The following is a 16,672-nucleotide window of genomic DNA, read 5'->3' on the forward strand; positions in this document are numbered from 1 at the left end:
CGCTCGCGCCAGCGTGGATTAGTATGGCAGCAATTAGTTTTTTAAAATTGTGCTAGCTAGCTATGCAACATACAGCCTAAGCCCGGTGCAAAAGAATGACGCTAAACTGTTCGAGCGTTCAGCGAGTTTTTAGCGTCTTGACTTTTTTGGTTCTTTTTGTGTCAAGACAAAAAGAACAAATACCTAAACTATGAAACAACATCACTAGGATACCAATGCTACAGTCTCCGCTATGCGAACAATGATTTTAGATTTATCTGCCTTGATCTGATTTAAAAGTCACGGAAGTAACTTCCGCGCCATAGTATGCTATACTTTGCTTTATCTCTTAAAGAAGTTTAAGGCTAACGACTTAACTCCGCATTCCCATCATCGCATCATTTAATGCAGCAATTACAATCTTAGTTTGCTCCGGATTAGGAGTCGTGTTCCAGTTATTGCGAATCGCATTGCCGCCCAGCACTAAACCATCTTTCCGGGGAATAATATACCCGTTGGGCGTGCTTAAGCGGTAATTGATTTCGGGTTGCGGAATCAGGAAAGATAATTGACCCGAAATAGGCATTAAGTTTTGGTCGTTGAACAAGGTTTTGGCACCTAGGCCGGTGCAGTTTACGACGCAATCTTCCCACAAAGCATCCACCTCTTCCAGGGTTTTAAACTCCTGCACTTGAATTTTGCCGCCAAATTTTAAAAAATCATCGGTGAGCAGGCGCAGGTAAGCCGGAATGTTGAAAACCATGTTGGGTTGGTTCACCACTTCTTTGGCCCGGAACGGGTGTTCACGGCGGGTTAGCTCGATGGGTTCTGGCAATTGTCCTTTAATGTGCAGTTTAGGTTCTTCTTTGTGCGTGCGACCGCCAATGATAAAATGATCGATCCAGGTAACAATATCGCCTAAACCCAACAGGTTTTGGTACGTCCGGAAAGAATAGGTGCAGGCTTGCTCCCACAAAGCTTTAAATTCTGGAGTAACGTGCTCGTCCTCGCAGAGCAAATGCGCCGGCGACCAGGTGCCGGTAGCCATGCTGGACGTAACTTTTGGCCATAATTCTTTGTCGTAAATGGTGACAGTTTTGCCTTGTTCTTGGAGCAAACGGGCGGTAGTTAACCCCACAATGCCACAGCCAATTACCGCAATTTCTTTTTTACCGGTAGCCGCAGCGTTATTGGCGGCAATCTGGCCGGTGCCCCAGGAAAGCGAGAAGCCGCTGCCGCCGTGCCCGTAATTATGCACAATGGTTTTGTTACCCAGCATTTCTACGTCCAACCGGGGACCCAGAAGCCGGTAAGGCCGCAGCCCTACCGTTTCTTTCACGACCCGGTCCGGCGAAATCCGGACGCGCGGCAAGCGCCGGGAGCCCGCACTGGTGGCGCTACCGCGGTAAAGATTATTGGCCGGCGCACAAGAACCAGCCCCCATGGCCAAAGCCAGCCCGAGTGCCCCGGATTTTAACAGAAAATCTCTTCTATGCATGTTGGGTAGCGTTTTTTAAATTATTTTACTACTACCCGACTTGTTTTGGTAAAAGCCTGTCCTTTGTGCGAACCCGACCATTCCAGCACTAGGAATTTACCGGCTGTGGGAGCAGCTAATCCCAGTTCGGCCCAGGTTTTTTCCATGCTTACCTGACCCGCTGCATCGGTGGTTAGCTCGGTAATGGCCGCATTATTCAGCATTACTTTCACAGCTAAACCAGTTACCGGGATAGTATCGATGCCTACCTTGTTATCCAGAATGCCACTTTTATCTAGTTCGTAAATGCCCGTGGTTACTTTTACCGGCTCGGTAGCCAAAAAGCTGGACCCAGATACGGTAACTAATACCGGCGATACTACCCGGTCTACTACCAGTTCGTCTTCTTTTTCGCAGCTCATTAAGAAAAAGCTCAGGGCAAAAAGCAGGGTATAAAATTTATGCAGATGATTTATTTTCATGATTGATACGCTTAGAATTTAAAATTTTTAAATTTTTACCAGGCTAACTACTCTACCCACCACATTTTGGTTTTTTTGTCGTCGGCGCCGCCGTTTAAAGAAATGCCGGCATCTAACTGAGATTTGTTCAGCGAGTATTCGGTAGATGGATACTGCAAACGGGTAGGCAATACCCCATCGTTCAGGAAGATAGCCCGGGTATCGGGGTTAGGCAGAACCGGGTAACCGGTGCGGCGGTATTCGGTCCAAGCCTCAATACCTTGACCAAACAGCGCAATCCATTTTTGAGTGAGAATGTTTTCTTTGGTGGCCGATCCGGCCGTTGCCAAATAATCGGCGGGCATGGTTAAACCGTACTGATTAAAGGAAGCGGCAATAGCTTGTTCGTAATACATCTGAGCATCACCGGTAATGTCGCCGTCAACGGCAGCTTCGGCCAGGGTAAAGAGCAATTCGGAATAGCTCATGATAACACTGGGCGTGGTAGTCTGCAAGAAGTACGTTCCAATCTTGGCGCTGGTAGCCAGGTAAGTGGTGGCAATCGCATCGGGCAAACCGTTCGGGATGCCAATGTATTGGTTATTCACCGGCTGGCCGTAAACCGCTAAGCGCGGATCGTTCAAGGCTTGCAGTTTATCTACCAAGGTTTTGCTCAAGTTCCAGTCAGTACGGCTTTCCTGAATCATTACCTGGTTCCACTCGTTGTTGCTGGGTAAACCGTTGGCGTTTTTCAGCACTGCGTAATCGGCGTTGCTGGAGAAAATCGGGTATTTGGCCGGATCGCCTAAAATTTCGGCCATAATAGCCCGCGACTCGGCTGGCTTTTTGGCAGCTTGCCGGTTGGCTAGTTTTAAACGCAGCGAGTTGGCAAACTTCTTCCACATGTCAATTTTGCCGCCGAACATAATGTCTCCCGAAATAGCCGGACCACCAACCGTTAACTTTTCGTTGGCAATTTTTAAAGCTTCCAGCAAACCGGCATAAACCGCTTCCTGCGAATCGTACTTCGGTGTGTAAATCGGGGTTTCGGCGGTACCTTGTAAAGCTTCGGTATAAGGAATAGCGCCGTAAATATCGGTTAATAACGAAAATACCCAGGAACGCATTACCAAGGCGGCGCCTTCGTAGTTGGCATTCGGTGCGGTTCCTTCCGGGCCGGATTGCACAATAATCCGCTGGAAGTTTTGCAGGGCGTCGTTGTAAAAGCCTTTCCAGTTATTGGTGTAATAAGCCGGGCTCATGTTGTAGTTATCGCCTTCGTCGGAGTAAATATTGCGGGCCAGGTACTGCACCCACAGCATGCCGCCATCCAGGTTGATGCGCTCAAAACGCGCCCGGTGTCCCCAGTAACGGTCCACGCTCGACTCAATGCCGTTGGGCAGCAATACCGCCGAACTTACCGCCGAGGGTTTGTTGGGGCTCACGTTCATGGATTCGAAGTCTTTGGTACAGGCACTCGCCATAAAAGCTCCGGCAACTACGTACGAGGCTATTTTGATTTTGGAATATATTTTCATCGGATCTGTCTTTTTAAAATATTTAGATTTTAATGGTAGAAGGTGTTGGCCCCACCCTAAATCCCTCCCCGGTGGAGAGGGACTTGAAAAAGCTCCTTGGCTGGCACCCCTTCTCTACCGGAGAAGGGGCCGGGGGATGAGGCTGCCATTTCTAGAATTTCACATCCAGGCTCATCCCGAAGCTGCGGCTATTTGGCAACTGGCCGTAAGTAAAACCTTGCGCGTTACCACCTTGTGAATCTACTTCCGGATCAATGTGCGGGGTATTCTTGAACAAAATAGCCAGGTTACGACCAACGAACGAGATACGGGCAGATTGCGCTCTAATGGATTTAGTTAGGAATGCCGGCAGTTGGTAGCCTAAGCTTACTTCGCGTAATTTCACGTAGCTGGCATCAAAAATCGCGGATTCGTGGTAGGTACGCGGATTGTTGTAGCTGTAGAAAAGTTTGGCATCGGCAATTACATCGTTGGGCACGTAAACCGGAGCATCGGCAGTTCCTACGTTTTTCACACCTTTACCAATTACGCCTTCTTCGCGACCTACGGCCGTTTCGGCATATTGGCCGGTCCAGCGGGCAGTGCCGGTTCCTTCGTCGTAAATATCACCGCCTTTCCGAACATCAATTAAAGCGCTTAGCGTAACACCTTTAAAAGTGAACGAGTTAGAAAGACCACCAATCCAATCCGGCTGAATGTTGCCCAGTACTTTTTGACCTGGCGCTACTAAGGGCGTACCGCGTTCTTTGTCATATACAATCTGGCCATCGGGAGAGCGTAAAAACGCGGTGCCGTAGAAAGTACCGTAAGGCTGACCAACCCGGGCTTCGGTAGAAAGTCCGCGGGTGGTGTAAAGCGTGTAAGTGGTTAAACCTTCGGCCAGTTCTACTACTTCGCTGCGGTTACGGGCGTAGTTTACCGAAACATCCCACTGGAAGCTGTTGGCTAATTGCACCGGCGTACCGCTTAACATTAATTCGACGCCTTTGTTGGTAACCTCACCGGCATTTAAAAAGCGACGGTTATAACCGGTAGCCTTGGAAATTTCTACCCCTAAAATCTGGTCTTTGGTGCTCTTAGTGTAGTAAGTCGCGTCTAAGCTAATTTTGCCTCCTAAGAAACGAAGATCCGCCCCTATTTCCTGACCGGTCGTAATTTCGGGTTTTAATGCGGCGTTGTTAATATCAGTGCTTTCGCCAAAGCTCGGCACAGCGCCGTTCCACGGCGATTTTGCATCGTATACCTGGTACAACTGGTACGGATCAGCATCGTTCCCTACCTGCGCCCAGCTGGCTCGTACTTTCGCAAAAGATAAAGCCTTGCCGCTGATACCCAGTAAATCGGTAACTACCGCGCTCACCGACACGGATGGATAGAAGAAGGAATTTTTGTTGATGGGTAGGGTACTCGACCAATCGTTACGGCCGGTTACATCCAGGAACAAAGAGTTACGGAAGCCAAACTGAGCCGCGGCAAAAAGGCTTTGTACGTTAAACTCCTGCGTTTCGCTTTGATTAGTATTAGGGCTAGCATTATTGTTGAGCGTATACAGCCGATCGATTACTAATTGCTCTACTTGCGCAAAGCTTCGTTTGTAGAAATTGCTGCGGTAAATACCGCCCACCTGGCCATTAAACGAGAAATCTGGTCCAAAATCTTGCTTGTAAGTCAGCATAGCATCGTGGTTGGTTTCCTGGCTGCGCAGCACTTCTTCGTTAAATTGGCCAGCCCGGAAGTTGCCACCCGAAATCCGTTCGAAGCGAGTAACATTGGTTCGGGTATCGCTCCAGAAGTCCGTACCGCTTCTAATCATCAAGCTAAATTTATCGTTGAAATCATACGAAATAGACATATTCCCCCGTATTCTGTCTTTGTCGTTGGCATAGGTAAGAAACTCCTCGTTGTAAAAGGGATTAACAAAAAAAGTATGTTGCCAGTTAGGCGGCAGGTTATCGCCGGGTAATTGGTTATGCACCCCCACGTAATCGCGCCAGTTCTTCAACTGATCCCAGGAAACGGAGCGGTGCGCCCAAATAAAATCCTGACTCGACTGAAAAGATCTATTATCAGATCCTGATTTGATATACTCGGCACTAACAGTAGCCTTTAATTTAGAAGTGAGATTATAAGAAGAGTTCAGGTTAATATTGTTTCTTTTAAAATCGTTGTTAAACATTATACCCTTTTGATCCAGGCGACCTATTGACAAACGAAAGCTGCCTTTATCGTTGCCTCCGACCAGGGCTACTGAATTAAAAAACGTCTTTCCAGTTTCCCAATATTCTTCCCAGTTATCGGGATGCGGCGTTAAAGGGGCTACATTATCACCGGTCCACCATTGGCGCACCAAGCGGCCATCCATGGGCGCTCCCCAGCTTTCGTCGGTACCTTCGGTACCGTTCAATGGGGCATTGGGGCCATAAGCGGCGCGGTATTGCTCTATTTCCAAAGGATCGGTGATAGCACCGCTGCGGCCATTGTTAAACCACGTGCGGTAGCCATTACCACCTCCATAAGTATCCTGAAAATCTGGCTTTACTAAGGGTCGCTCGAAGGTGGCGCTGGAGCTAATTTCTACCCCAATGCCTTTGGTACCCGCTCCGTTTTTAGTTGTAATTAAAATAACACCGTTGGCCGCCCGGGAGCCATATAAAGCCGCCGCATTAGGCCCTTTCAGGATAGACATGGAAGCAATGTTTTCCGGGTTAACTTCCGAGATACCACCCCCAAAGCGGCTTTCATTTCTGGTGCGCTGTCCGGTTGTTGGATCAACTCCTAACGTATTAGCTTGTTGAATAGGCACCCCATCTACAACCACTAACGGCTGGTTGTTGCGGCTTACTGAGCCCATACCCCGAATAACGATATTCGAACTGCTTCCCGGTCCGCCATTGCTGTTTACCTGTACCCCGGCCACCCGGCCCGATAGATTATTTACCACATTAGAAGATTTTACTTCGGCCAGTTTACTGCCGCTCACTTCCTGAATGGTATAACCCAAGGCTTTTTTCTCTCTTTCGATACCAAAGGCAGTTACTACTACTTCGCCTAATTGGGTAGCATCGGTAGCTAGGCTTACGTTAATGCTAGTTTTACCACCAACGGCAATTTCCTGGGACGTATACCCAATAAAAGAAAATACTAAGGTGCTGGTAGGCGGGCATTCTAAAGAATACATTCCTTCTGCGTTACTAACGGTTCCGGTGGTAGTACCTTTTACCAACACGGTTACTCCTGGTAAGGGTAAATCAGCATCTACTATTTTACCGGTGACTTTAATGGGCTGCTGCGCCAGTACCGGCGACAGGGCTAGGGTAACAAGGGCATACAAGAGTAGTAATCGCTTCATAAATCTTAATTTTAATGATGGGTGTTGTTTTTGTGTAGACAAGTAATTAATGGCAATGCGTAAACCGCACTCCTTTCCAGCGAAAGGCTTTAAAACATAGGTTGGCATCCGGGTTATGGCGTATTACAATGGGCAAAAATTATCTGACTCCCGACAAAAGCTGCCTGAGAATAGGAAATAACCGGAAACGTGGCGCGTAAAAATCAGGACTGAATCAACTCCGGATAACAGAATTGTTCAAAATAGCACGAAACTGTTTGTACCGGACAAGAACCAAATTAACCTTCAGGTTAACAGTTCTTAATAATAGATATTAGTAGCTTTTTACAAGATTTATTTTTCAAATCAATTCAAGGATTTTACCATTTTTGTTAATAGATCTAAAATTTACTTTTAGTATCAGGTCCTTGTCTGCTTCGGGTTTTACAAAGCTACTGCTTTTTTGTTTTTACGGCTGGCTCGCCGGCCAGCATAAGAAGATTTGTACTTGTCTCTCCATAATTTTCTCCCGGAAATAAAACTTTTTTTAATTTTTTAAAAAATCTGCCATAAACCACTCAGGTATAAAAAGCATCAACGTTGGCCAGACACAAAAGCTTTTCAGAGTTCTTAATAATTAAACAAATGTTTTATTGTTAATTATTGATTTGATACTATGCATAGTTACAAATAATTAATTAAAGTGAAAATATCATTGAAAAATTTACAAATCATCCAACTAACAGCTATAAAATTCTGACTTTAAAGTCCTTCGTTCATTATATTTCAGAAAACCCTTTAAAATCCAGCCCTATTTTTGAAATAATTCAAAAACATTCAACATTATATATTTTAAAATTATCGAAATACACCTTAAAATTTAAGGCCACTTACCTGATTTTTAATGTTTATTCATAAATAACACACAAAATTTAAAGTGTATTTTATAAAATATATATGTTTACTTGATAGAATACTTAAAAAACAAATCATTACTTACTGATTTTTATCTATAAGTATCATTACCCTGTCAAATAATAAAGCACTTCCGGTTTTTTTAGTTTTTTACTGGTGTTTACCTAAACTTAACTTAGGGGTAATATTCGGCTAATACTTCCTTCGTAGTTTTAAATGTTGAGAAATACAGCTGTTACGGTGTTCTGTTTGATCTCTTTTAAATCAAGCTTGTAATGGTAGAGCAGTTTCTTAATCAAAATTTAAAAATCGGAAGTACTATGAAAGCATTCACCCGTTTATTCCGGCAATTAGTAGATCAATTTGTTCTGTATCGGCTCCATTCTTTTTATTCGGCGCTCAAGTCCGATCAAACCGGTCAACCAACTACCTAAGGCTTTTACCCGATTATTATGGGCTTAAAAAAAAGACCAGTAGAAGTAGTGGTTATTTCGGATGTGCATTTAGGCACTTACGGCTGCCACGCCAAAGAACTTCTGCGTTACCTGAAAAGCATTAAACCCAAAAAAATTATCCTGAACGGCGATATTATTGATATCTGGCAGTTTAGTAAAAGTTATTGGCCCAAAGCGCACATGCAGGTAGTGAAGTACCTGACCGGTTTAATCGCCAAAGGCGTGAAAGTGCAGTACATTACCGGCAACCACGACGAAATGCTGCGCAAGTTTGTGGGGTTTAAAATGGGTTCGTTTACCATCCAGAACAAATTATTACTCGAGCTCGACGGCCGCCAGGCCTGGATTTTCCACGGCGACGTGTTCGACGTTACCATGCAGCATTCCCGCTGGCTCGCCAAACTGGGTGCCGCAGGTTACGATTTATTGATTTTGATTAATCGCTTCGTTAACTTTTTTTCGGTAAAGCTCAACGGCAACAAAATATCCTTATCCCGAAGTATTAAAAACCGGGTGAAAAGTGCAGTAGCTTTTATTAACAACTTCGAAGAAACCGCCGCTAATATTGCCATCGATAATGGCTACGATTACGTAGTTTGCGGCCACATTCATCAACCCGAAATAAAAGCCATTACTACCGAGGCCGGCTCGGTTACCTACCTGAACTCCGGCGACTGGATTGAAAACTTAACCGCTCTGGAATACTACGGTGGCCAATGGCATTTGTACCGCTACCACGATGATGCCACCATGGCGCACCCAGAAGAACTCCCCGACACGGCATCGGAAGTACTTAATTACCCGGAGCTCATGCAAAACTTAATGCAGGAATTTAAATTAAAAGGCGCTTGAAAATACTATACGCCGTACAGGGCACCGGCAACGGTCATTTAAGCCGGGCACGGGATATTATCCCCATTTTACAACAACGCGGTGAAGTAGATATTCTGGTAAGCGGCTGCCAGGCCGATGTATCTTTGCCTTACCCGGTGCAGCACCAGTTTGGTGGCTTAAGTTTTATTTTCGGCAAAAAAGGCGGGGTTGATTTTGTAAAAACCTTCGGAAAGTTAAACTCCCGGGCTTTTTACCAGCAAATGCGGCAATTGCCCATTGAGTCGTATGATTTAGTGCTGAACGATTTTGAGCCGGTCTCGGCCTGGGCTTGTTACTTTAAAAAGAAGCCTTGCGTGGCGTTAAGTCACCAAAGCGCAGTTTTGGCACCGCAAGCCCCGCAACCCAAAAAAGAAGATGTTTTCGGTAAGTTTATTTTAAAAAATTACGCGCCGGCCACCCACCACTGCGGCTTTCACTTCGATCGTTTTGGCGAAAATATTTTTACGCCGGTAATCCGGTCGCAGGTACGCGAACTTACCCCGGACAACCTGGGCCACATTACGGTTTACCTGCCCGCCTACGACGACTGGAAGTTAATTGACCATCTGAAAAATTTTAAAAATACGGATTGGCAGGTGTTCTCGAAGCATAACAAAACACCTTTCCGGCACAAAAACATTCAGGTAAACCCGATTCAAAACGAAGCCTTCGTGAAAAGCATGGCTACCAGCGCGGGCGTGTTGTGCGGCGCTGGTTTCGAAACACCGGCAGAAGCTTTGTACCTGGGGAAAAAGTTACTGGCCATTCCCATGAAAAGTCAGTACGAACAACAATGCAACGCGGCGGCTTTAAAACGGATGGGCGTACCGGTTATCCCGTCACTCAAAACCAAGCATTTGCCGGTTATTCAGGAGTGGCTCGAAAACGGCGCGGTGATACCGGTAAATTACCCGAACGAAACCGAACAAATTATTGATCAGATTTTGCAGGAACACGCCGCGGATAAGTACCAGTCGGTGGTTTAGTATTTCAGAAACGGATGGTTCAAGAGTTAAGCGCAGCGTCTCTTGGACCAATAGACAAGAGCCAGTCTCCGGACTGGCGAAGTACCAGCTAGTTGGGATACGGAAGTCAGGAGACTTCCTCCTGTCTATAAAACACAAGTGTCGCTTCGCTGAACACTTGCGCTAGTTAGGCTGATACCAAAAATTAAAAAATTTAAAAAAACAGAAACGCTGGAAGCTTACTTCCGGCGTTTTGAGTAAATAACCAGATGCAGCAAACTTTTTTAAAAAATACTACGGCCAATGAGGCGCGCACCAGCGAACAACCTTTAACCCGGGCGGCTTTCGGCGAAACGTTTCAGTGGGGGTATCTACAGCGGCGCACCAGATCGAAGGCGCGCATACCGCCGACGGCAAAGGCCCTTCTATCTGGGACACATTTTCGGGCATTAAAGGCAAAATCCAATCGGGCCACCACGCCAACCATTCCTGCGATTTTTACAACCGCTACGGCGAGGATATTTGCCTCATGGACCAGATGAATATCCCGAACTTTCGATTTTCGCTAGCCTGGTCGCGCATTTTGCCAAAAGGCCACGGCCAGGCCAACCAAAAAGGCATAGATTATTATAACCGATTAATTGATGGTTGCCTGGAACGCAACATTGAGCCCTGGGTAACCCTTTACCACTGGGATTTACCCCAGGAACTCGAACACCGCGGCGGTTGGACCAACCGCGACATTGTTTCCTGGTTTCAGGAATACGCGCATTTGTGCGCCAGCCAATTCGGGGACCGTATTAAACACTGGATGGTACTGAACGAACCCATGGTTTTTGTGGGAGCCGGTTATTTTTTAGGCGTACACGCGCCCGGCCGACGCGGCATTAAATCTTTCTTAGCGGCTACCCACCACGCCGCCCTTTGCCAGGCCGAAGGTGGCCGGATTTTAAGAAATGCTTTGCCCCACGCCGAAATTGGCACTACCTATTCCTGCTCCCACCTGGAACCGTTTCGCCCTACGCTTATCCGCGACCACGGCGCTACCCGACGGGTAGATGCTATTCTCAACCGTTTGTTCATCGAACCCGGCCTGGGTCTGGGTTATCCCATCGCCGACGTACCTTATTTGCGCCGCATCCAGGAATTTATGCGCCCCGGCGACGAGGCTTTGCTGCCCTTTGAATTTGACTTTATCGGCATTCAGAACTACACCCGCGAAATGGTGAAATACGCTTTTTTCACGCCTTTTCTGCAGGCCGCCTTGGTGCCGCCTAAAAAACGCGGGGTAGCTTCCACCGTGATGAACTGGGAAGTATACCCGCCCGCGATCTATCACATTCTGCACAAGTACAACAAGTACCCGCAAATCAAGAAATTAATCATCACCGAAAACGGCGCTGCTTTCCCGGACCAGGTCGTAAACGGCGAAGTAAACGATACGCAACGGTTGCATTATATTCAGGAACATTTAAAGCAAGTACTAAAAGCCAAGCAAGAAGGCGTAAAAGTAGACGGCTATTTCGTGTGGTCGTTCACGGATAATTTTGAATGGGCCGAGGGCTACCACCCCCGGTTTGGCCTCGTGTACGTCGATTTTGAAACCCAGCAACGTATTGTAAAAGCTTCGGGCAAGTGGTATACGGAGTTTTTGAACCCCTCCCCCTTCTGGACCTCCCCTAAAAACAGGGGAGGAGATGCAGCGGCTGCTTTGTAGTAAGCTAGTTACTAACTGAGGTAAAAACCTATTTTTTTAAATTTTAGTTATTGCTATGGCGCGGATTTATTTCCGTGCTTTTCTCGCATCTCCGAGTAGTCGATTTCGAATGGGGATAACTTTAAAATCTGAGAAGCGCCAATCAGAAATTGATCGCACAAAAGGTACTTAGAGCACTTAGTTATGCGTAGAGTTCGCGAAGCGGTCTCTACGCATTTTCTGGAAAGCCAATCTCCCGATTGGCATTTACTAGTGTTTACATGCCAATCAGAGATTGGCGGCACAAAAAGTACTTAGAGCGCTACGCTAACTCTAAGCACAACAAAAACAAAAAAACTAGCGAATGTAGAATTTTGTTTTCTGATTCACAGAAATTAGTAATTACTCTTGCCTAAAATGACTTTTTATTGTAGCTAATACCTTTTCTAAGTCTTTTATTATAGCAGAGTTGTCAAATCTTAAAACAATAAACCCCAGCTGCTTTAATCGAACATCCCGTTCCTGGTCGTTTAAGGTAATATCTTTTTGTTGATGCATCAATCCATCTAGTTCAATAATGAGCTTTTCCGAAGGGCAATAAAAATCGACAATGTAATCCTCGATACTATGTTGCCGACGAAATTTCCGACCTACTAATTTATTTCCTCGCAAAGCTTGCCATAACCGGGCTTCCGCCGAAGTTAAATTTTGCCGTAACTGTTTCCTGTTCTCCAATAAATAATCAACCGAATGAATTTGCCCTTGCCGCATTTTCCAAAATATTAAAAAAATCATCTTAGAAAGTTTAATGCCAAAGCGAAATCAACTAAGAAAACTTTTATTATTTTATTACCTTCAAAATTAACTTCTAAAATGTAACATACTGAATACAAAACTCTTACAGCAATAATTATTTAAGCTAGTTAGTTGTAATACCCGCTGCTACGAAGCTTTACCAGCATCTCCTCCCCTGTTTTTAGGGGAGGTGCCGCAGGCGGAGGGGTAATTTAAAATTTTTTTGTAACCATTCCCCAAACCCGCAGTTTCCCTTTCTGAATCTGAAAAACAAAACGCTGTTTCGCTTGGACGCACTTGCCGATAATGCTTTAATGCTGAAAGTTAAATCCGGAGACGTAGATCGGCTGGGATTGCTGTTCGACCGGTACCACCGGGTACTGTACAGCTTTTTCTACCAGTTTACATCGAGCAAAATGGTGAGCGAAGATTTGGTGCAGAACGTATTTATGCGCATCCTTAAGTACAAACACACGTTTACCGGCGACGGCAAATTTACGACCTGGATGTACCACTTAGCGCGCAACGTATACGCCGACCATTACCGCCGAGACAGCCGCCTGGGTTTTTCCGATGATTTTACTACCGTGGAAAACAGTTTGCACAATTCGTATAATATAGAGGAGCAAACCAAAAAAGACGAAGAAATACAGCTGTTACAAAAGGCCTTGAACCAGCTGAGTCACGATAAAAAAGAGGTGTTGATTTTGAGCCGGTACCAGGATTTAAAATACAAAGAAATTGCCGAGATACTGTGCTGCTCCGAGGCGGCAGTTAAAGTAAAAGTATTTCGGGCGATGCAGGATTTAAAAAATATTTATACCCAATTAGAGCGGCAAGAGATATGATGGATGAGAAGTACATAGATTTAGTAACCGGTCACCTGGAAGGCACCTTAACCCTGCAGCAGGAAGCCGAACTACAGGATTACCTGGAACAAGGCCATATAAAAGCCACCGAAATCCAGGAATTTAAAAATTTATATTGCCAACTAAGCGACATACCCGCTCCGGCTCCCAGCCCTTTTATGAAAGCGGATTTTCAGGAGATGCTGGCGGATTATAAAAAAGAAAACCCGCAGCGCGCCCCTAAAGGCAGTTTCTTTGGCAGTTGGTTGGCGCAGTGGAGCGTACCGCAGGTATTCGGACAAATGGTTTTCGGGGTAATGGTGTTGGCCCTTGGCGTAGGCATCGGCTTTCGGCTGACACCTGCGAAAACCTACGAAAAAGAACTAAGCCACTTAACCGGCGAAGTACAAACCATGCGCGAAGTGATGATGTTGACTTTACTCAAGCAATCGTCGGCTACGGAGCGCCTGAAAGCCGTGAACCTGACCGGCGATCTGGAAACGGCTGATGCCAAAGTAATCCGGGCTTTGCTGCAAACCTTAAACAACGACCCGAACGTGAACGTGCGGTTAGCCACCATCGAGGCCTTGTACCAACACGCCAGCAACCCCGCGGTGCGCGCAGGCTTAATTGCCGCCATCAGTCAGCAAGATTCGCCGCTGGTACAAATTGCGCTCGCCGATATTATGCTGAGCTTACAGGAGAAAAAATCGGTAGGGGAACTGCAAAAACTCTTGCGCAAAAAAGACTTAAATCAGGCGGTAGAAGCTAAAGTAAAACAAACCATCAACGTACTTATCTAATCCATCAATCTTATGAAAAAAATGTTACTTAGCCTGGCGGTACTCACGTACAGCGGGCTAACCCAGAATGCTTTTGCCCAGAAATTAACCGAAAACATATCGCGCAGCGTCAGCTATAACACGCCTACCGGTACGCACGTGCTCTACGTGCAGAATATCCAGGGCGATGTAAAAGTAGAAGGTTCTACCGGCGACAAAGTAGAGCTTACCGCCGAAAAAACCATTACGGCCAAAACCCAGGCCGATGCCGAAAAAGGCATGCGCGAAGTGCAGTTAAAAACCGAAGCCTCCGGCGACACCGTGTACGTTTACCTCGAAGCCCCATTTATTTACCGCCGCAAAGGCCGCATGCGCAGCATGAACATCGACCGCGACGAAGACGATTACAATTTCGCTTTTAATATTACCGTAAAGGTGCCCCGCAAAACCAACCTGGAAGTATCCACCGTCAACGACGGCGAAGTAACGGTAGCTAACACCCAGGGAACCGTTAAAGCCCACAACGTCAACGGTCCGATTAAAATCAGCAACATCGAAGGTACCACCAAAGCTAACACTGTAAACGGCGACGTAGACGTAACCTACACCAAAAACCCCACCGGCGATTCTGACTTCCGGACGATTAACGGCAAGCTGAACGTGGTGTTCAAACCAAACTTATCCGCTGATTTTACTTTTAAAACCATGCACGGCGAGTTCTACAGCGATTTCGACAACCTGAAAACTTTACCCGCGCAAACCATCCAAAACACCAAAAACAAAGGCTCGGGTACCATATACAAAGTAGATAACCGCCAGGCCATGCGCCTCGGCAAAGGTGGCCCCACCTTTAGCTTCGAAACCCTCAACGGCAACGTCTACGTGCGGCAAGGGAAGTGAGGGTTGAGGTTGGAAGTTGCAAGTTACAGGTTGAAAAGTTGGAAGGTTTGAAAGTTGCAAAGTTTAAAGGTTGTTAAAAATTTAAAAAATTCCTGCTGGCGCGAGCGTCCACGCTCGTGGCTACCATGTGGGAGGCTTCTGGCCGGGCGAACTGAAAGGCCTTAAAGTAAGGAATAACAATAATGGTACTAGTGCAAAAACCGAAATACGGTTAATCTACCACCAGCCAGAGGCCGGACGATAATCATCACGAGCGAAGCGTGCTCGCGATATAACCGGAACGTAATAGCTTTAATTTAAAAGAAAGAAAATTAACATGTAAACTTACGGAAAGGCTTATACTGATTGAACCTGTTCTGCTGTGTAGGTAAATAGGTTCTTCCTGAATGACAAAATTTTAAAATTTTACTATTAATAACAAGGAACACTTAGTTGCTATAGAACAGTTAACCCTAGCCAGATGCAAGGATTGACGCTAAACTGTTCTGTTGTTCAGCGAGTTTTTAGCGTCTTGATTTTCGTTGGTTCTTTTTGTATCAAGACAAAAAGAACCAATACCTCAGCCATGAAACAACTGCACTTAGAAACTAAAACATTAACCGCAGCTATGCCAACAAATCTAATTAGAAAGTCACGGAAGTAAATCTGTGCCATAGTAGACTATAATCCTAGAAGCTTGCAGCTATGTCAATCAGAATATCCGAATTAAAAAACTAAAATTTTAAAAATATTTAAATTATCTACATCATGAAACGATTATTCTACATTCTAGCCTTTGCCTTACCCATTATCATAAACCCGAAACCCGTTGCGGCCCAAAACAATAATAAAAACTTAGTAGTTAATTTAACCAAACCCGGCCAGCCCGGTAGCCTGAAAGTAGATTTAATGAGCGGCTCCATTAAAGTAAGCGCCCATTCCGGTAAGGACGTGATTATCGGCTATTCCGGTCGGGGCGACGACAACGACCGCCGGAGAGAACGCCACAACGATGCCGCGGCTAGTGGCCTGCGCCGGATTCCGAACAACAGCATTGGCCTGGAAGCCAGCGAAGACAATAACCGCGTTGTAGTAAGAACCAACGCCATGAACCGCGACGTAGATCTGGACATAAAAGTACCCCGCGATTTCTCGATGAAACTAAGCGCCATGAATAACGGAAAAATTATTGTGGAAGGCGTAAACGGCGACCTGGAAATTAGCAACCTGAATGACGACATTAAACTAACCGATGTTTCCGGCTCGGTAGTAGCCAATACTTTAAACGGTGATTTGGAAGTAAGTTTAAGAAAAATCACCCCCAATGTGCCCATGGCTTTCAGCAGCATGAATGGCAAAATAGACGTAGCCCTCCCCGCCTCCGCTAAGTTCTCTACCAAAATGAAAGCCGATAATGGCGAAATCTACAGCGATTTTGAAATGAACTTTAACAAAGGCGGCGATAAAGAAATGATGAAAGTAGGCGGCGGCAAAAGCGTAAAACTGGATAAATGGCTCTACGGTTCGGTAAATGGCGGCGGCCCGGAGTTTATGTTCAAAAACTTTAACGGCAATATCTACATCCGAAAAGTGAAATAACTAGTATGCTAAAAAAGTATTCACTTGCATGGAATAACCGTTACATTTTATTTAGTTTTTGAAATCTGTTTCCAATATCCGG

The 16,672-nt window shown here is 45.8% G+C and carries 12 protein-coding genes; 7 read left to right on the forward strand and 5 right to left on the reverse strand.

Features of this window, described 5'->3' with window-relative positions; genetic code table 11:
* Positions 1 to 352: 352 nt before the first annotated feature.
* The 4 genes from AHMF7616_RS19205 to AHMF7616_RS19220 form a co-directional block, all read right to left on the reverse strand.
* Entirely contained in the window at positions 353 to 1,477 is a 1,125-nt protein-coding gene (locus AHMF7616_RS19205; protein ID WP_115374350.1) for an FAD-dependent oxidoreductase, read from the reverse strand.
* A 20-nt stretch (positions 1,478 to 1,497) separates the two neighbouring features.
* Positions 1,498 to 1,938 (reverse strand): hypothetical protein, encoded by a 441-nt coding sequence (locus AHMF7616_RS19210; RefSeq protein WP_233507655.1) that lies wholly within the window; start codon positions 1,936 to 1,938, stop codon positions 1,498 to 1,500.
* A 47-nt stretch (positions 1,939 to 1,985) separates the two neighbouring features.
* Positions 1,986 to 3,455, reverse strand: a complete 1,470-nt coding sequence (locus tag AHMF7616_RS19215; protein WP_115374351.1) for a SusD/RagB family nutrient-binding outer membrane lipoprotein — start codon at positions 3,453 to 3,455, stop codon at positions 1,986 to 1,988.
* A gap of 151 nt (positions 3,456 to 3,606) precedes the next feature.
* Positions 3,607 to 6,804, reverse strand: a complete 3,198-nt coding sequence (locus tag AHMF7616_RS19220; protein ID WP_115374352.1) for a SusC/RagA family TonB-linked outer membrane protein — start codon at positions 6,802 to 6,804, stop codon at positions 3,607 to 3,609.
* Positions 6,805 to 8,150: 1,346 nt separating this feature from the next.
* On the opposite strand from AHMF7616_RS19220, the gene AHMF7616_RS19225 reads away from it, so the two are divergent.
* The 3 genes from AHMF7616_RS19225 (at position 8,151) to AHMF7616_RS19235 (ending at position 11,708) form a co-directional block, all read left to right on the forward strand.
* Positions 8,151 to 9,005 (forward strand): UDP-2,3-diacylglucosamine diphosphatase, encoded by an 855-nt coding sequence (locus tag AHMF7616_RS19225; RefSeq protein ID WP_115374353.1) that lies wholly within the window; start codon positions 8,151 to 8,153, stop codon positions 9,003 to 9,005.
* The gene (locus tag AHMF7616_RS19230) at positions 9,002 to 10,012 is read left to right on the forward strand and encodes a glycosyltransferase family protein (protein ID WP_115374354.1); all 1,011 of its coding nucleotides are present in this window, start codon (positions 9,002 to 9,004) and stop codon (positions 10,010 to 10,012) included. The genes AHMF7616_RS19225 and AHMF7616_RS19230 overlap by 4 nt, the downstream gene beginning before the upstream one ends.
* A gap of 340 nt (positions 10,013 to 10,352) precedes the next feature.
* Positions 10,353 to 11,708, forward strand: coding sequence for a GH1 family beta-glucosidase (locus tag AHMF7616_RS19235; RefSeq protein WP_115374355.1), 1,356 nt, complete (start codon positions 10,353 to 10,355; stop codon positions 11,706 to 11,708).
* A 381-nt stretch (positions 11,709 to 12,089) separates the two neighbouring features.
* Here the strand turns inward: AHMF7616_RS19235 and AHMF7616_RS19240 are convergent, their stop codons facing one another.
* Complete coding sequence (locus AHMF7616_RS19240) at positions 12,090 to 12,482, reverse strand: endonuclease domain-containing protein (protein WP_233507657.1); 393 nt, start codon at positions 12,480 to 12,482, stop codon at positions 12,090 to 12,092.
* A gap of 287 nt (positions 12,483 to 12,769) precedes the next feature.
* On the opposite strand from AHMF7616_RS19240, the gene AHMF7616_RS19245 reads away from it, so the two are divergent.
* From AHMF7616_RS19245 to AHMF7616_RS19260, 4 genes are all read left to right on the forward strand, one after another.
* Positions 12,770 to 13,330, forward strand: a complete 561-nt coding sequence (locus AHMF7616_RS19245) for an RNA polymerase sigma factor (protein ID WP_233507659.1) — start codon at positions 12,770 to 12,772, stop codon at positions 13,328 to 13,330.
* Positions 13,327 to 14,133, forward strand: coding sequence for a HEAT repeat domain-containing protein (locus AHMF7616_RS19250; protein ID WP_115374356.1), 807 nt, complete (start codon positions 13,327 to 13,329; stop codon positions 14,131 to 14,133). Before AHMF7616_RS19245 ends, AHMF7616_RS19250 begins: the two co-directional genes overlap by 4 nt.
* Positions 14,134 to 14,145: 12 nt before the next feature.
* Positions 14,146 to 15,012: a DUF4097 family beta strand repeat-containing protein gene (locus AHMF7616_RS19255; RefSeq protein ID WP_115374357.1), complete on the forward strand. Its 867-nt coding sequence runs from the start codon at positions 14,146 to 14,148 to the stop codon at positions 15,010 to 15,012.
* 747 nt (positions 15,013 to 15,759) lie between these two features.
* Positions 15,760 to 16,590: a DUF4097 family beta strand repeat-containing protein gene (locus AHMF7616_RS19260; protein WP_115374358.1), complete on the forward strand. Its 831-nt coding sequence runs from the start codon at positions 15,760 to 15,762 to the stop codon at positions 16,588 to 16,590.
* The last annotated feature ends 82 nt before the right edge of the window (positions 16,591 to 16,672 follow it).

The sequence above is a fragment of the Adhaeribacter pallidiroseus genome (genome assembly GCF_003340495.1).
In the GTDB taxonomy this organism is placed as follows: Bacteria; Bacteroidota; Bacteroidia; order Cytophagales; family Hymenobacteraceae; genus Adhaeribacter; species Adhaeribacter pallidiroseus.